15 protein-coding genes, 1 pseudogene and 2 riboswitches are annotated in these 16,322 nt (G+C 46.0%); of the genes and pseudogenes, 1 reads left to right on the forward strand and 15 read right to left on the reverse strand.

Features of this window, described 5'->3' with window-relative positions; genetic code table 11:
- Positions 1–46: 46 nt before the first annotated feature.
- From AC1ECB_RS10600 to AC1ECB_RS10655, 12 genes are all read right to left on the reverse strand, one after another.
- A complete protein-coding gene (locus AC1ECB_RS10600) occupies positions 47–2,107 on the reverse strand; it encodes a TonB-dependent receptor (RefSeq protein ID WP_485668669.1) in 2,061 nt (686 codons plus the stop codon).
- A 19-nt stretch (positions 2,108–2,126) separates the two neighbouring features.
- Positions 2,127–3,839, reverse strand: coding sequence for an ABC transporter ATP-binding protein (locus AC1ECB_RS10605; RefSeq protein WP_485668670.1), 1,713 nt, complete (start codon positions 3,837–3,839; stop codon positions 2,127–2,129).
- A 16-nt stretch (positions 3,840–3,855) separates the two neighbouring features.
- Positions 3,856–4,674 carry an ABC transporter permease gene (locus AC1ECB_RS10610; RefSeq protein WP_485668671.1) on the reverse strand — a complete coding sequence of 273 codons (819 nt, stop codon included), beginning with the start codon at positions 4,672–4,674 and terminating at the stop codon, positions 3,856–3,858.
- Positions 4,675–4,691: 17 nt separating this feature from the next.
- Positions 4,692–5,717, reverse strand: coding sequence for an ABC transporter permease (locus AC1ECB_RS10615; RefSeq protein WP_485669317.1), 1,026 nt, complete (start codon positions 5,715–5,717; stop codon positions 4,692–4,694).
- The gene (locus AC1ECB_RS10620) at positions 5,674–7,239 is read right to left on the reverse strand and encodes an ABC transporter substrate-binding protein (protein ID WP_485668672.1); all 1,566 of its coding nucleotides are present in this window, start codon (positions 7,237–7,239) and stop codon (positions 5,674–5,676) included. The genes AC1ECB_RS10615 and AC1ECB_RS10620 overlap by 44 nt, the downstream gene beginning before the upstream one ends.
- 28 nt (positions 7,240–7,267) lie before the next feature.
- Positions 7,268–8,098: a methyltransferase domain-containing protein gene (locus tag AC1ECB_RS10625; RefSeq protein ID WP_485668673.1), complete on the reverse strand. Its 831-nt coding sequence runs from the start codon at positions 8,096–8,098 to the stop codon at positions 7,268–7,270.
- A gap of 3 nt (positions 8,099–8,101) precedes the next feature.
- Positions 8,102–8,626, reverse strand: coding sequence for an FmdE family protein (locus AC1ECB_RS10630; RefSeq protein WP_485668674.1), 525 nt, complete (start codon positions 8,624–8,626; stop codon positions 8,102–8,104).
- Positions 8,627–8,717: 91 nt separating this feature from the next.
- The gene (locus AC1ECB_RS10635) at positions 8,718–8,915 is read right to left on the reverse strand and encodes a hypothetical protein (protein ID WP_485668675.1); all 198 of its coding nucleotides are present in this window, start codon (positions 8,913–8,915) and stop codon (positions 8,718–8,720) included.
- 73 nt (positions 8,916–8,988) lie between these two features.
- The gene (locus AC1ECB_RS10640) at positions 8,989–9,564 is read right to left on the reverse strand and encodes an N-acetylmuramoyl-L-alanine amidase family protein (protein ID WP_485668676.1); all 576 of its coding nucleotides are present in this window, start codon (positions 9,562–9,564) and stop codon (positions 8,989–8,991) included.
- Between the two features lie 32 nt (positions 9,565–9,596).
- Positions 9,597–10,718, reverse strand: a complete 1,122-nt coding sequence (locus tag AC1ECB_RS10645) for a hypothetical protein (protein ID WP_485668677.1) — start codon at positions 10,716–10,718, stop codon at positions 9,597–9,599.
- A gap of 27 nt (positions 10,719–10,745) precedes the next feature.
- Positions 10,746–11,642 carry a C1 family peptidase gene (locus AC1ECB_RS10650; protein ID WP_485668678.1) on the reverse strand — a complete coding sequence of 299 codons (897 nt, stop codon included), beginning with the start codon at positions 11,640–11,642 and terminating at the stop codon, positions 10,746–10,748.
- A 620-nt stretch (positions 11,643–12,262) separates the two neighbouring features.
- Complete coding sequence (locus AC1ECB_RS10655; protein ID WP_485669318.1) at positions 12,263–12,724, reverse strand: CHAT domain-containing protein; 462 nt, start codon at positions 12,722–12,724, stop codon at positions 12,263–12,265.
- Positions 12,725–12,750: 26 nt separating this feature from the next.
- On the opposite strand from AC1ECB_RS10655, the gene AC1ECB_RS10660 reads away from it, so the two are divergent.
- Entirely contained in the window at positions 12,751–13,146 is a 396-nt protein-coding gene (locus AC1ECB_RS10660; RefSeq protein ID WP_485668679.1) for a hypothetical protein, read from the forward strand.
- A 150-nt stretch (positions 13,147–13,296) separates the two neighbouring features.
- Positions 13,297–13,477: riboswitch (cobalamin riboswitch) on the reverse strand.
- 153 nt (positions 13,478–13,630) lie between these two features.
- On the opposite strand, the gene AC1ECB_RS10665 is transcribed toward AC1ECB_RS10660, so the two are convergent.
- From AC1ECB_RS10665 to AC1ECB_RS10675, 3 genes and pseudogenes are all read right to left on the reverse strand, one after another.
- The gene (locus AC1ECB_RS10665; protein ID WP_485668680.1) at positions 13,631–14,815 is read right to left on the reverse strand and encodes a TonB-dependent receptor domain-containing protein; all 1,185 of its coding nucleotides are present in this window, start codon (positions 14,813–14,815) and stop codon (positions 13,631–13,633) included.
- Between the two features lies 1 nt (position 14,816).
- Positions 14,817–15,218 (reverse strand): annotated as a pseudogene (locus AC1ECB_RS10670) (TonB-dependent receptor); the annotation flags it as partial.
- 73 nt (positions 15,219–15,291) lie between these two features.
- The gene (locus tag AC1ECB_RS10675; protein WP_485668681.1) at positions 15,292–15,825 is read right to left on the reverse strand and encodes a hypothetical protein; all 534 of its coding nucleotides are present in this window, start codon (positions 15,823–15,825) and stop codon (positions 15,292–15,294) included.
- A gap of 210 nt (positions 15,826–16,035) precedes the next feature.
- Positions 16,036–16,218: riboswitch (cobalamin riboswitch) on the reverse strand.
- Between the last annotated feature and the right edge of the window lie 104 nt (positions 16,219–16,322).

The raw sequence follows: 16,322 nt of genomic DNA on the forward strand, positions 1-16,322 counted from the left end.
TTTTTTAACACTTTCTCATCTCCGCTTTAATTGAAATTGATTATAGTTAGAACCCAATTTGGTATGATACGCTGTAGTTTCTTCCTGGCATTGGGAATCCGTCGGTTTGCTCATAGTCGGTATCGAACAGGTTGTTCACTGCTAACGCAATGGTCTGGTCATTTTTGGTTGTATAAGATATACCTAAATTAAACAAGGTATAACTGTCCGTCTTTGTATTAGACGCCGGTTTAATTCTCTGCCCGTCCAATGCGGCTCGGAAACCTTGCCGGTTATTATAACGAAGTCCTAAATTTACGGTGCCTTTGGGAATACTGTCAAGGTCTGTCCCTGTAGGATCAAATCTATCCCCGCTCTTGCTGCCATGCTGGGTAGTATAGTTAAATACCATTCCCAGTTTTTTTGAGAATTGATAATCGGCCGCAAATTCTACCCCTTTGATTTTTGCATTACCCAGGTTATAAGGAGGCGGAGCAGAATTAATACTGCCGCCGGAGTAAGAGGTAACATAATTGTCAATGTCATTATAGAATCCGGTGATCTTGGTGCTGAATTTCTCGGTAAACTGCTTTTGCCATCCCAGTTCATAAGACATACCATCTTCTGTGCCCAAAACCCCTAACTTTTTCTGCCAGTCGCTCAGGGTAAAATTGCTTGTGTTTCCGCCATAATTATCTTTTACATATTTATTATAATTGCTGTTTTTCTTAGCCAAGCTGTCCGCGCTTGGGGAGTAATTGCTTGCCCATTTAGAAAACTCTGATAAGGGAGGTGCCTTAAATACCCGGCTGGCACTGGCATATACTGATTCATTGGAATTCAGTTTATATGTCATGTTCAACTTGGGACTTAATTCCGATTCATCTGAATAGTTAATTCCGGTGAGATTGTTATCGGCTTTAAAATGGTCATACCGCAAACCTAACCCCAATAATACTTTGTTATTCATTTGCCAATTATCCTGAATGTAATACCCGTTTAGCTTTGTTTCATACAAAGTGGATTCTGTTTTATACTTTAGTTCCCTGTAATCCAGCCCGGTAGTGAGCTTATGATTTCCAAATTGCCGGGTTTGCTGCCAGTTATAACCACTATTTTCCGTTGTCTTCGTTGAAATGCTTGTCGAATTCGAATACCTGAGATTATCGGTTCGGTCCTGGGTATTTTTATACAAGCCAATCTTCCAGTTACCGTCATAATAATTAGCCGAATAATTTTGGGTATCAAACTCGCGGAAACTGCCGTCCAAATACTGCGAACCGCTGCTCATACCAGTGCTAGGAGCCATCGGCACCGTCGGATAAGAAGAATCCCAGCCATTGTCCTCGCCGTTTTGGTTATTGCCAGTCACGGTTCCTTCTTTCCGGTAACTATCGGTCATCGCCAGCGACAGCCTTTGTTTATCGGTAAAATGGTATGTCAAATTTAGATTGGTATCATGGCTGTCCTTGAAGTTATTGCGGTAAAAGCCGTCATTTTCTTTTTTGTCGGCACTGACTGACCAGGAAATTTTCCCATCCTTAGTAGTTCCCTGGTTGCTTATACTGTTCTTGCGGTCGCCATCACTGCCAAAGCTGGATTTGAGATACGTTTTGTTTTCGCCCGGCGTATCGCTTGTCACAATATTGATAACCCCGCCCAAGGCTCCGCCATATTGCGCCGAACTGGCGCCCCTGATAATCTCGATTTTTTTGACATTGCTCACCGGCAAAGAATCCCATTCTAAAGCACGCCCCCGGGATATCGGACCCTGGCTGTCGATAACATTGCCGTTAATCGCCACCAGCACCCGGTCGCCTTTCATCCCGCGCAGATATACAGTTGTGCCGCTTTGCGGACTTGTTGTAACAATAATACCCGGCACATCCTGAAGCAAATCGGTAATACTATTAATTTGCCCGGCATCAATTTTATCTTTGACATTAAGGGAAGTTACTTTGGTTGTCTCACCTTCACCCACAATTTTGCTGTCTGTTATCACAATGGTTTCCAAAGCAAAATCAGGAATGGTTTCATCGGCGTAAACCATTGGAGAAGCTTGCAACAACATCGCCAATGTTAATAACAGTGACTTCTTTTTTTTGATTTTCTTTATTTTTTTTATCATTCTCTTATCCCCATTATTATTAATTTACCATAAGCCCTTCTTTAACCAGCTTTTGGGTATAGCTTTGGGTAGGACTAATAAATACATCAAGTGCATTCCCTTTCTCGACAATTTTGCCTTGCTGCATAACATAAACCCTGTCGGCGATCTTTTGCGCTACAGGCAGATCGTGGGTTATATACAGCATGGCAAAACCTTTGAGATTTTGCAGCCCTTTCAACAGCCGTAAAATATTAGCCTGAGTAGAAGGATCAAGCATGGAACTGATTTCATCGGCGATCAATAAGGCCGGTTCCATAACTAAGGCTCGTGCCAGTGCTACCCTTTGCCGCTGTCCGCCACTCAGCGTATGGCAGTTACGCTTCAAAAAGCTTTCCTCTCCTGAAAACTGAACATTTTTTAATGCAGTGATAACAGTCTCTGTCTTTTCTTCCAGTGAAGAATAGCAACGCAAAATATCCAGCGGCTCTCGTACCGCCTGTTCAACAGTAAACTGCTCATTGATCGATGAATAGGGGTCTTGAAACACCATCTGGATACCGTTTTTCTTACAAGTCGCGCTGTTGCCGCTCACTTTTTCGTCCTTAAATATGACTTCACCGTTATCAGCCGCAAGTATTCCGGCAAGAATACTTGCCAACGTGGTTTTACCTGAACCAGATTGGCCGATGAGCGCCACAACTTCACCTGAACGTATTTCCAGTCCGCAGTTGTTGCATACCCTAGTTTGTTTTCCCTTAAATATGTAGGTTTTATTGATCCCTGATCCTTGGATAAGTGTCACAATCCCTTGGCGATTGCAAGCTACCCTGCGTTCTAAGGAAATATATTCCAGGTTAGGCTTATTGGTCATACAACTTTCGATATGCTGATTACACCGGGCATAGAATGGACAACCGCTATTGGCAAAATATCCGGCTTCATCCGGAATACCCCACAAATCCCGGTAGGGATTCATATCAGGCGATGAGTTCAACAAGCCCCGGGTATAGTTATGCATCGGGTTGTTGATGATGTCTTTGGTTACTCCTTCTTCCACAATGCGGCCCTTGTACAGGACAACAAGCCGGGAAGTAAGCTTAGCCACGGTCTTAACTTCATGAGATATAACGATAAGAGTAAAGTTTTTTTTCCTGTGCAATTCTGACAAAAGTCCGGTAATTTCATTTTTAGTAACAGCATCCAGCGCGTTTGTCGGTTCGTCGACAATCAGTACATCAGGATCGCAGGAAAGAGCCATCGCCAGCAACACCCGCTGCCGTATTCCTCCTGAAAGCTGGTGGGGATAATATTCCTGCCAACAAGTGTCCAGCCCTACTATTTGCAATAGTTTGTCAATCTTTTTACACGCTTCTGCCGGTTGTAGTTCTGTATGTTTTTTCAGACATTCAACTATTTGCTCATGAATGGTAAGTACCGGATTGAGGACATCAAGACTATTTTGGAAAACGACAGCTATGCTGCGCCAGCGGTATTGATTCCGTGCTTGTTCAGAAAGTTCTTGTAGGTTTTTTTTACAGTACCTTATTCTGCCGTTAACAACAGCAGATTTTTCCAGCAGTCCCATAAGTGCCATAGCTATGGTCGTCTTGCCACTGCCGGATTCACCAATAATCCCCAGACTGCCCCCTTCCTCCACTGAGAAGGAGATGTCATCCAGCGCTGTTACCGTGCATTCACCGGCAGCATAATTCACTGTTAAATTATCTACTTGCAGCAATACCTGTCCCATTTGCACATCGTCCTCCTTAGAGTTTCGTATTAACCAACTTCTCACAATCCCTTGCTAAGATGGCAATAGCCGCTACCAGCAGGGTAATCGCCGACATTGGTACGGTTACCCACCACTTCCAAAACTCAGTAAAATAAATGCCTTTAAAATGGACTGCATGGTTCAAGATCAAACCCCAGCTTTTCGAGGTTGGGTCACCAAGCCCCAGAAAGGACAGTCCCGCTTCAGCAACAATGGCCCGGCCGGTTAATCGAATGATACTTACTACGGCAAGCGGTAGTACACCTGGCAGGAAATGACGAGTTGTCAGATGGAAAAAGCCTGCTCCATAACTTGTTGCTACAGCAATGTATTTTTCCTGTTTCATTGACAAAATTTTCGAGCGCACAATTCTGGCCGGAGCCGTCCAGGAAAATAAGGCAAGCACGATAATGATGTTATAGATACTGGGACCTAAGAATACACCAAGCAAAATCATCATCGGCAAATCCGGCAGGACAATCATCAAATCGGTTATTCTCATAATGACCCTGTCAACCAGTCCCCCGTAATACCCGGATATGATCCCGATGATACACCCGCCAAGCCCTGCCAGCAACGCTGTGCCCAGGCCGACAAAGATGCTGAGCCGGGCACCATGGCAGATTTGCGCCCACAAGTCGATTCCCAGTTCATCAGTACCCAGCCAGTGAACAGTATCTGGCGGCTGCAAGGCCCGCCCGGAAGGCAGAGTATGGGAATAGGGCGACAGCCAACCTGCCAATAAGCCGATTACCAATACCAAGAAGAGTACGATAATTGCTGCTTGTCCGGAAAGTGATAGCTTCTTAATCATCTGTCGCCCCTTCTTGTTCAAGTAACCCGCGGGTCCAGCTTCTTATAAAGCAAATCAGCTGCAAAGTTCATGATAAGTACCGTTATGGCGAAAAACAGGAATATTCCCTGGATAAGAATGTAATCCCGCATCATGACCGATTCGCGCATCAACTGACCAACTCCGGGATAACAGAATACATTTTCCACCAGTACCGCTCCGCCGAAAACTGTGCCCAAACTCAAATACACTCTGGTAACTACCGGGATTGCGGCGTTTTTTAAGGCATGTACAAACAGGATGCGGGGTTTAGATAAACCTTTTCCTCTGGCAGTACGCATATAGTCCTTCGACAAAACAGTAATCATACTGCTTCTGGAGATCATGTAGAAACTGCCCAGTCTTGCCAGTACCAGCGTAATCACCGGTAAAACAGCATGCTGTGCAAGATCAAGTGCTTTATGCCAGGGTGAAGCAAATTTCACAAAGGTACTCATTCCCCCGGATAACGGAAACCACCCCAGCCAGGCGGCACCAACAAATAGCAGAACCAAACCGGTTAAAAAGGCGGGAATCTCTGAAAAGCAAATCATCAAAAAATACAGCAGCCGGTCAATCGCATTATCGCGGTTCCAGGCAGAAAGACTGCCAAGAATAATTCCCAACGCGCAGCTCAGCAGCAGCGAAACCACCACCAGCGCGATAGTCCATGATACGCGTTTGCCTAAAATAACGAGCACATCCTCGTTATAATAGATGCTATAGCCGATATTGCCCTGCAGCATATTGCCAAGATAGTCGGCATACTGGCTTGACAGTGATTTGTCCAGTCCGAAGTATGCTTTATACTTGGCTAGCTGTTCCTCCGAGCAGGCAACTGTTACCTCATCCACCTCCCCTGACAAGAAGGTAAACGGGTCCCCGGGCAGGAGGCGGGGGAGGAAAAAATTCAGCGTAATGATGCAGAAAAAAGTAATCAGGTACTCCATACTTTTTTTCAGCCACCGGCTGCGCATGGCACTACTTACTTTCAAGATAGGAGAGCTTGTTATGAGTGACTTCATGGTGGTCAAACATATACCTCCAGCCGTCATATTTTGCCGGTCTGTAAACAATATAGCCGGTAGTGTTATAGATTGGCAGTTGCGGTACTTCTTCGGCGATCAGTTCCTGCAGCGTAAACACCAGTTCCTTACGTTTCGTTTGATCAATTTCTGTAAGCTGCTGGCTACAAAGCTGGTTAATAGCCTCATTGCTATAGCCATATATGCCGTTTGCTGACGGACTCTGGGCGGAAGTTTGTTTGGACGCATAGACTGTTCTAAGCAAATCGGCATCGCCGCCCCAGCCGCCATGACCATTTAAGATAATCTCATAATCACCGCTTCTGGCTGCTGCATCCCGCGTTTTACCATCAACACTTTTGACAGTCAGCTCAATGCCTGCCTGGGCCAGGCTAATTTTCATTAACTCGGCAATCCTTGCCTCTGAGTTTGATATCAGCAAGGTGAATGCCAGCTTTTTACCCTGCAGCAATTCTTTGGCTTTTTCAATGTTAAAATCATACTGTTTGACATTCTTGTTATACCAGATATGATCTACTGGCAGATAGCCGGCACTTGCCGGTACCGCGGCTCCCCGCGCTACTTTATCGACAATCTCCTGCTTGTTAATGGCATAGGCAAAGGCTTGCCGTACCAGCTTGTCTTTAAACTCCGGCCGTCTTTCCATGTTGAAAATCAGGCGGCAGCCCCAGAATGCCGGATTTTTTCTAATTGTAAATTCCTGGTTATTTTTATACTTTGCCAGCAGATCAGGAGTCATTCCTGTCAAGTCGATCTCACCTTTGTTAAAGGCCAAAACACTATCACTGACCGGAATAAACTGCAGTACGTTAACCCGTGGCTTCGGCCCCCAGTAATCTTTAAAAGCTTCATAATTATATGCGCCCTGTTCTTTGTCATACTCTTTCAGCACATACGGTCCGCAGCCAATCACAGCCTCCGGCGTATTGAACTTTTTCGGGTCGTTAACCTTTTCCCAGATATGTTTAGGGATAATTCGGACATTTCCCAGCCTGGCCAATATTGTAGCGTTGGCTTGATCTACAGTTATCTTGATGGTATAGTCGTTTACCACTTCAATGGCTTCAATGATGTTTTTACCACTAATAGTAAGTTCATCAGACACTGGCGTATTTTTTGCAAAATATTCAAAAGTGAATTTTACATCATGTGCGGTCATTGACTGACCGTCATGCCATTTAACACCCTGCCGCAGAGTAAATCTGTATACCTTACCGTCAGGCGATATTTCCCATTTTTCCGCCAGCCAGGGAATGTAGCCTTGCTCCCCTCTTTCTAACAGACTGTCAAATATCAAATTCATTTTAAAGGTACCAGGCCCCCGTGGATAGTGGCTGTAGGGGGAAGGAAGACCGGAGTCACCGCCGCCCAGGTTAATTACCAGCGGCTTATTGGGATCTGCTGCAGGCGCAGATTGTCCGTCTGTACCACAGCCGCCCGCAAACGCCAGTAATATAATAGCTACTGCTATGACCACTGCATTCTGCCGCCAAGTTTTCAACGTAAGTTGCATCCCCTTTTAGCAAAACTTATACTTTCCAGCATAACCAGGCAATCTTGGACTGTACTTTCTCGGATACAAGGCCATCAACCGCTATGCTGCCCAGATAACCGGCAATTTTGTCATCAATGTCCCCGGTTACTGGACTTAATTTTGTCATGCGCTTTAATTGATGGCTGTACAGTTCGACGGCTTTATCAAGCGGCCAAACATGGTCAAACTCATTGTCATAATATGTTATTTCCGGATAGTAGCCTGACAACCACAGTAAATTGATTGCATAGTAGATATTTTTTCCCCAGCGGTGATCAGGGTTTTTGCCATATACCGCTTGATGCAGCTTATCCCGCAGATTATCTTTCCGCTCGACAAAACCACTAAGAAAACAAGCGTCTTTGCTGGCGCGGCACATCTTTAGCAGGCTGTCGCTGCTGCTGATACCAGGGCACATGGAAGCAAATACCAGGTCATATTTTTTCTGCCAGCCGCACTCCTCCAGATTGAGTGTTTCCCAAGGCGACAGTTCAAACAATACATTATCCATCTTGTGCTGCCAGGCATTCTCACGGGCATATTCGAGCATTTTGGGGGAAATATCAATCCCGGTTACCTGTTTGGCATTTGGGGCAAATTCAACCGAATATTTGCCCGGACCGCAGCCAATATCAAGAATTTCTGCGTCAGCAGGCAGCATGTCCCGGCTTGTTAAGAACTCAATAACCTGCTGCCGCCGTTGTTCACCCTGTTTATTGCCATGCTGGTTATTAAATTCATCGGCTCGCATATTCCAGAATTGTTGTGTATCTTCTAATTCAGACAGATCTTTTTTCCATGCTTCGGTGAAATAATCAATGTTCATACGTCACCAGCCCCGGCTATATTCTTCAAAGCAGTCCTGACAAACTTTTTTGCCGTCCTGAAGTCTGATTTTGTGTTCTGGAGAGCCCTCGCCGCATTGTTCACAAATAATAGTAGTAAATAAGCGTGCTTCTTCCGGGACAGCATACTTTGGTTTTTTAAATTCAAAAATTTCGCCGGCAGGTGTATTCAGTAAATACTCCTGCCGCTCTTTCCTGTCCTGTTCCCCCTTAAACGGTTTCAGCACTAACCGGATGCTTTCGCCGGTAGTTCTGTTAAAGAAGCTATACGCCTGTTTACCGGTGCCTCTGTATAAGAGGTTGCCCTTGCCTATACTGCAACCAGTGATTACCTGAATCGCATCCACCCCGCAAGCATCATTTTCCGTAACACACACCACCTCTTCATCTTCAGAAAATTTTATCCCCAGTTTTTCAATGGCCGCTTCACAGGCTTTAAAGCCAATAGCCAGTCCCGGACACTCATGTCCATGAAATTCCACACACTTGTCCCATTGTTGCTTATCCATAGTAACCTCCCTAAAAATTAGTTTGCCAACAGTCTATTGGACAACAAAAAAAGTATGAAACCATGGGAGCAGTCTTTTGCCCCCCATGGTTTCATACCACATTTTTATCATCTATGCTGTTATGCCTGTCGTTTAAAGCGCTAATATGACATCTGTCATATCTGCGAATTTTCAAAATTCGCTTCTCTACGTCAAATCTTAGCATTTTCAGGGTGTTTTGTAAATATATATTTTGTGATTTTTTTCCCTTATCAATAATTTTAATATGTGTACATAATTCTTCAATCACCAACACCTCATCCCTGCGGATGAAGTTAGCTCATCATCCCCCTTGTATTCTTTTCCTTTATTATAGCAAATTGTTAACGATATTTTACTTTATCCCTGGTTACACTGATGCGCCTTATCCCAAAATAATCCGCCAGGCCGTTGTCTATAGCTGCCGCTGCTGTCAACTGTCCTGCACTGCTGGTCAGCAATTGCCGGTCGCTCTCATTAGAAATAAAGGCCACTTCCACCAGCACCGCCGGACAGTCCGTTTCTCTAAGCACCTGGAAATTAGCTTCTTTTACACTTCGATCGGCTGTTCCCAGTTTCTCTATCAGACGGGCCTGCAGGCAGGCCGCCAACTGCTTGCCGCTTACGCTGCCCGGATAATGATAAACCTCTGTACCATGGGCGGCCGGACTTTCTGCACTGTTGGTGTGAATGCTGATAAACACATCGGCCTTGTTCGTATTGGCAACTTCCGCCCGGAAAGCCAAATCATCGGTCATAATGTCGCCACTGCGGGTAAGTAAAAACTCATAACCTTGTTCACAGCACTGCTCTGGCAGCAGTTTGGCAATTGCCAGCACCACATCGCACTCCTGCACGCCTTCGGCGCAGGCTCCCGGTTCCACCGGCCCGGAATGGCCAGGATCAATCACAATTTTCATAAAAATCCCCCCATTTGTTTTTGGGGCATTTTCTATTCTATTTCTGCATTCATGACCATCGCAAGGATCTTATCGGCAATGACCGCAGCATTCAAATTCTCATCGGCCAAAACCGGCGAAATTTGCCGCGATACCATTTCCGGATCAAGTGCCAAGACCCTGTCATTCAGCCATTGCGTATTTTTGTCTGTTTTGCTGCCTGGTTTGCTTTGGAAGGAGATTCGCTCTTCATACTCCTTTTTTAATGCGGTCGCAACACGCGTTTTATCGACGTAGGTCAGATCATCGGATTTGAAGACCGCCAGCATTACGGTTTTGAGGATGGCATCGCCTTCTGTTTTGTTAGTCATGCCTTTTTCAATCGCCGTATCCATTAAACTGTTATAGTCGTCAAAATACCGGAAATCATCCCGGTACAAAGCCGCTTCGATCAGGAATAGCATGTAATCGTAACCAGTGAGTGGTTTGGCTGATTGCGCATCCTCGCCGAACTGCAGTTGTGAATCTTTCACAAATAATTTTTCTGTTTCAAACTTAGCCGCATCGGCTGCAATAACAGCAAAATAGCCGTTTTGCAAGGATACGCCGCCAAGACTGCCAGTACCTGAATATTCGTTGTGGAACACCAGATGAATCTCTTTATCCCCGGCATCGAACAAGTCTTGCATCCCGCTAACGGCACTGTCAACGACCTTGAGAGTTGTCGACAGCTGACCGATAGTCAACAAAGTGGCAATACTGTTACTCATGCTGAGAAATTCCTGAAAGTAGTCTTTGGAGACATAGGCCAGTAATGCGGCACTAATGGCTACATTGCCGCCGTGATACGGCACCAGGTTTGTCAGGGAATAATTGAGCTGTACCCCTTTTCCCAGGGAAGCTTCGTCAAGATCAAGTGTAAGCGGCCCGGCAATATAGGGTAATTCCTGCGCTGCATTGGAACCAAACTGCAGCTGCACGCTGGAAGAAACCACCGGCACATAGTTGCGGAATAATTTACGGTCATTCTTTAAGAACATTTCCGCCAGCCGCAGGCGGAAATAGTGCTGTCCCTCTTTAAACTCAATCGTCTCAATATCAGCTGCGATGGGAGTAAACACATAGTGTTTGGCCTCTCGTTTTATTAGGTTTTTAAACCAGTCGATGATGTTCATGGTTATACCTCCCCTTCCTTTCCGGTATTAAATCCCAAATTGATCGGCTTCCAGCCATTCCATATTAAGCAGCGACCAGAAATCACTCGCCAGCTTATTCAGGACATATGCATAAGGCAGCCAGCCATAACCCTGATCGCCCCAGGTGCTGCCCCAGGAATTGCGGATTAACAGCGCGCCGCAGGTTTCCAGATTATATTTGGTATTCTTGATGATGAGGCCATCATCATACCCTATGGCGACCACCGCATGTCCCCACTGTGCCTGTTCGATCGCACCGGGGCAGGGAATGCCGCCGGCAACATCTGACTCGGTAAACGAGGGAAAGCCGTAAAAGCCAAACATCGCCGGAATACCGGCAACCAGATATTTTTTCACACTTGTCAGCACTTCGTCTGTCGATTTATTTCCTGCTGCCGCATCATGGCAAAAATACTGCAGCGCCTCATAGTTGTCCGCCACCGCGTAGACAAAGGAAGTTGGTTCTTTATCAAAGTCTGGCTCCTTTTCCGTATACGGCCAGTACTTTTCCGGCGGCACACCGCACATGGCCAAAGCGCCCATGGTATCGCGGATATAAGACCCTTTGTCACCGGTCACACCCTGGAGATTCCGTGCATTTTTGTAGATAAACAGGCGGGAAGCGGCAATGTTGCGGGAAAACGACCGGTTCTCAAAATATTCGATAATGGCCGCCGCCGCATGAGCGGTACACGAACTCAGCTCCCCCTGGTCCTGAACAGGCGAGCACCATTGCCGCAGATCGGTCTTCGCCGGCAGGGGGGCGTTATTGTCTATACCTAGTTTTTGCACTGCTTTTTGCAGCTTGGGGTGACACTCGCTATAATCGCGCAGATCAGGCAAGGGCGGCAGCCAGCCGGTCCCGGTTTTTCGATTGCCAAACAGTATTGCATTCTTTTTCATCTCAACACCTTCTTTCTGATGATTTCGCGGATTCACGCTGAATCCGCAAACTTATGAATGACCGCTTGCATATTTTTCATTCTATGGGTATACTAAAGAAAAGGACTGACGTGCTCAACACACGCCAGCCCCACAGGCTGTCTAACCGGAAAATGGTTAGCTCATGTTCAAGCTATTAAGAAATAGCCGCACACTTAGCAGGAGGCGGCTTTTCGGTTTTATCATGAGCACAACAAGCGTTGCGAATGCAATCATCAGATACATTGCTTCGAATGCTGACTCATTTACCACCCCCTTCCTAAAAAGGAAGGAGCTAACCGTCTCCCGACAAGCCTGTAGGCTAATTATAGCATATTCTTCCAGGGCGAACAGAAATAATTTCGTTCCTGGCTATACGTCACGACCGGACCGCCTTCCTACTGAGGGCGGCCTTTTTATTTTCGTCGCAAATCCGGGCAGCCCGCGGCTCCCTTGCTGCCGGCAGGCCGTTGGCACGGGGTACGCGGCAAGGGTGTGGCGACCGTGCCCCTGGCTAATGAATGGCATCCCGGCAGGATACGACTCTAAGCGTGAGCAGTGCTAAACGAGAGCCATCATATTTCTCTTCAAGTTTAGCCGTACTAGGCCTTGACCAAAACAAGCTGCGCCGGGTCCAGACCTGTTTTGACATAGAGCTGCGGCGTGTTTTCTTCCGCGATGCCCTGCAGCATGAGCGCAGCCCTGGCCTGTTCAAAAGCAGTTTGCAGGGATTTGCAAAAACCGAGTGCCGAATAAAACTGAGCGGCAAATACTTTGGCGGCTTCGTCACCGATCGAGGTTTTCATGCCGATGGCTGCTTCCACATAGTGGACTACCGCTTCCGCCTCATCATCGGAAAAGCAGATATTAAAAAACACCAGCCTGATGGTGTCTGAGGCGCTCAGCATGACCTGGACAATGGCCGCTAAGCTTACGAATTTGGGCTGGCCGTCGTCGCCCTGCAGCACCAGTTGGTCGTCCTGGGAGCCGTGGCCGCTGAAATGAACCACCTGCGGGCTGACTTCGTTGATGGCCTGCAGGATGTCGAGCGGCTCTGCTGCCAGCGGGTGACAAAGTCGATGGCTTCGCGGTGTTCGGACCGGCGGATATTGTCCTGAATCGCCCTGGCTTCGGCATCAAGCTGCAAGGGAGCATTTTTCAGGGCATTGGCGGCCAAAAACAGCACAGTAACCTTTTGTGCCGCTTTTTTTGCCGGTGCCGCCGGTTTCTTTTTGGGGTCGCTTTTTTTCTTCTTGTCCGGCAGCCCAACCGTGTCAAGCTGCTGTTCCAGGCCGGCGATTTCTGCTTCCAGTTAGCAATGCTCGCCACTAAGTCGATGACTTTGGCCGCGTTGCGCCTGACGTGTTTCCTGGCGGTTTCCACAGCCGGCGCAGTGTGCTCTTCGTCCCTGGATAGCAAATCTTTCAGTATGTCTGGTCGCCGCTCCCTTACGGGAACAGAGCCGCTTGTTTTTTTAGTGCGGTAGGCGTTCTTGTCTGTTGGCGGCAGGTCTTTGACGTTGGGGTCCTCGAGAAAAATAAAAAAACTCCCATATTGGGAGTGCTTACGCCAAGCTGCCAGTTCCTTTAGGGTTTAGTAACCTTACGTAATCCCCTCCCTGTCACTCGCAGGTAAAATGGTGATTGTCAAACAGGCAGTTCTCCTGGCTCTGGATCATTACGCTGCCAAACCTTCCCAGGATTTGTATCCCAGTGGCATCTCTTGGCTTTGCTCCCCATTACAGTGGCGGGACCGCGCCGGCCTTGCACCGGCTTTTCTATGAAGCCCTTACGGGCACCTGTACCTTTACGCTATATATTTGTCTTATATTTCCTTCTTCTGTCTAATTTTAGCATTAATGGTTATCATTGTCACGTAAATTCATTCTGCTTATTTCGACATTTTTTCTGTTTTTTTCCACGACACGTATATATTACAGGGTAATGAATTTTAATTAATGAACCTGAGAATCAGAAATTATATTGCATTGTCACATAATAAGTTCGTCCCTGCAAAGGATAATCGGCATTATATACGTAATTTCCCTGGTGGATCTTCAATTTTGGTCCCCTGTTAAAGATATCATTGCATCCTATAACTAATTGGGAATTTTTAGTAAAGTTGTGCTTAACTCCCAGACCAATGGTCGTCAGGGAATCTTGTATTGATGGTGTGTTTTCGTAATAGGAAGTATACATTTCACCAACATATTTAACCTCGCCAAAAACAATATTCTTTTTATCAGGGCGATAACCTAAGCGCAGATAACCCTCCCAGTCCGGCGTATAGGTTCGATGCACGGAGTAAGGTTCCTGCTTAACAGAAGGAGAATCATTCCATTGAACGGCAGAAGTTTTAAGATAAGTTGCGCCTATGCTCAGATCCCATTTTTCCCAATTAAAATCTGTCTGCAGTTCAATACCGCGAGCTGTACCATTGGCAGAATTTGAATAACTCCAGTAATCATAGCCATACCGCCACAGCATTAAGAGTTTGTCCGAATCGCGATAAAAATAAGTCAATTGGAGTTTACTGTCAGCACCCAAAAGCTTACCATCCCAAATAGCACTGATATCAAACTGTTTTCCTTCTTCCGGTACCGGGAAATTTAGTCCCTTAACGTTGCTATTGCTTGAAATAGGTGCCGGCAAAATACCGCCTCCGTCACCTGCTATCTCATATAAATTTAATAAACGGTAATAGGTACCGCAGGTAGTTCGCAGCGTAAAGTTCTCATTAACCTGTTTTTTCAAGGCCAACTGCCAGGTAGCCTTGTTATCCTGCTGGTCGATAGCTTTAAACATCCACTCGGCAGGAGTCCCCGCATTATTGGCCCAGCCTACGGCATTGCCGCTGTGTATTTCGGATTGGTTATAACGTACGCTCGGCGTCAGCCACAGGTCGCCTTTCCTATTGAGTGTTATCGTATCCTGCATCTGTACATTGAACAGCTTTTGACTATAATCCGTACGATAACGGTTAGCTGAAGAATAGCCTGTTTCCAAGGTACCATCTGTAATACCAGAACCGGCAACATCCATATTTTCATCAGAATAATTAACCATAAATTCCACTAAATGATTTTTGCCGGCTTTATAGGTACCGTCAATAGCACCGCCCCAACGGCTGCTGTCATAAGCGCTCCATTTGCGCATAGGTATTTTGATCTACGGCAGCGTCACCACCGAGATTTGACAAAACGCCGTCAACAAACACGCCTACCTGCGCAGCGGTAGAGCCACGCACACTGACAGTCGTGTATTGCCCTTTACCGTTAACTTCACGTACATGAACACCCGGCACTTCTTTTAATAAGTCTGGTAAAGATTTCTGTTCTCCCTGATAATCGTCCGGTCTGATAACTGTCACTGTACCTGGGGAAAGCTTGCTCTCCCAATCCGGTCTTGCCGCTTCTACTGTTATTGCCTCTAAGGAAAATTTGGGGTTAGTGTTACTCTGGTCACTATTTTCTTCGGCATACCCAGTTGCGTTTACGCAATTAAGCCCCAAAAGCAAAGCAATAACTATTCTCTTCTCTAAATCCTTTTTTTTATTCATCGCTAAGCCCCTTTAATAATTATTTTTCACATTAATGATAAATTAGGTTCTCATCCTCAATAAAATCCGTTCATTACTGGTTCCGCGAAAAAGCCTTTGCTACTTCATACATGGAATCAGCAAATGTTTTCACCGGTACCTCCTTGAAAACTGCTTCTTTTGCTTTTATTTCTTCCAGCAAAACACCCTGAGCACTGTAAACTTTGGTTTCCATAACAAGATACTTTCTTTTATCGACTTTAAAAGTCATCTGCATTTCGCTAAAGCCTACCTTATCATCGGCATTGAGTTTTGCTTTGTATTGTTCATTCAATTGAGTAACAACCTTGGAGTTGGTGAATATCGTTCTCACAAGAACATTGACACTATTTTTCTCATTTTCAACCATTGCCAGAGATTTGCAATCAAACATATATATACCTATATCATTGGCAAATACTCCTACCCAGCGCTCTCTTTCTTCCTCCGCCGGTGTTAGTTTCTTCTCACGTGAAATCTTCATTTCCCAACTTCCACTTGCAGGTTCTTCAGCCTTTTCGGCAGCATAAACAGACAAAAATGGCACTAAACTGAAAAGCACTAAAAATACGATTATTTTTTTTTTCATTCTCCGCTCCTTTTCAAATAATCCGCATACTAAACTTGTTTAGCTACCGCTATTCATTAAATATAGGTACGCGACGACCAGTATTAATTGTCTCACCTCTTTCTATAGCAAATAAAAAAACTCCCTTTTGGGGAGTGCTTACGCTAAGCTGCCAGCTTCTTTAGGGTCTGGTAACCTTACGTAATCCCCTCCCTGTCACTCGCAGGTAAAATGGTGATTGTCAAATAGGCAGTTATCCTGACTCCGGTTCATGGCTTTCCCGCGCCTTCCCAAAGCGATTGCTCCAGTGGCAACTAGGCGAGATTGCTCCCCGTTTACAGTGGCGTGACCGTGCCGGTCTTTAACCGGCTTCCCTATTAAGCCCCGCAGGGCACCTATTCCGATATCCTGTGATATCTGCTATGCTGTTGTTGGTAAGTCATTGCTTGTCCCACCTGGTGACAAGCGTAAATAAAATAACCCCCCTGTAATATTATAGGGGGGTTACGTCTGCTTGT

The organism is Sporomusa sp. 246TCP1 (assembly GCF_057319775.1).

Coding starts and splice junctions, on each gene's coding strand:
- AC1ECB_RS10600 (WP_485668669.1), bottom strand. CDS start 2,107: ATGATAAAAAAAATAAAGAAAATCAAAAAAAAGAAGTCACTGTTATTA.
- AC1ECB_RS10605 (WP_485668670.1), bottom strand. CDS start 3,839: ATGGGACAGGTATTGCTGCAAGTAGATAATTTAACAGTGAATTATGCT.
- AC1ECB_RS10610 (WP_485668671.1), bottom strand. CDS start 4,674: ATGATTAAGAAGCTATCACTTTCCGGACAAGCAGCAATTATCGTACTC.
- AC1ECB_RS10615 (WP_485669317.1), bottom strand. CDS start 5,717: ATGAAGTCACTCATAACAAGCTCTCCTATCTTGAAAGTAAGTAGTGCC.
- AC1ECB_RS10625 (WP_485668673.1), bottom strand. CDS start 8,098: ATGAACATTGATTATTTCACCGAAGCATGGAAAAAAGATCTGTCTGAA.
- AC1ECB_RS10630 (WP_485668674.1), bottom strand. CDS start 8,626: ATGGATAAGCAACAATGGGACAAGTGTGTGGAATTTCATGGACATGAG.
- AC1ECB_RS10640 (WP_485668676.1), bottom strand. CDS start 9,564: ATGAAAATTGTGATTGATCCTGGCCATTCCGGGCCGGTGGAACCGGGA.
- AC1ECB_RS10645 (WP_485668677.1), bottom strand. CDS start 10,718: ATGAACATCATCGACTGGTTTAAAAACCTAATAAAACGAGAGGCCAAA.
- AC1ECB_RS10650 (WP_485668678.1), bottom strand. CDS start 11,642: ATGAAAAAGAATGCAATACTGTTTGGCAATCGAAAAACCGGGACCGGC.
- AC1ECB_RS10665 (WP_485668680.1), bottom strand. CDS start 14,815: ATGCGCAAATGGAGCGCTTATGACAGCAGCCGTTGGGGCGGTGCTATT.
- AC1ECB_RS10675 (WP_485668681.1), bottom strand. CDS start 15,825: ATGAAAAAAAAAATAATCGTATTTTTAGTGCTTTTCAGTTTAGTGCCA.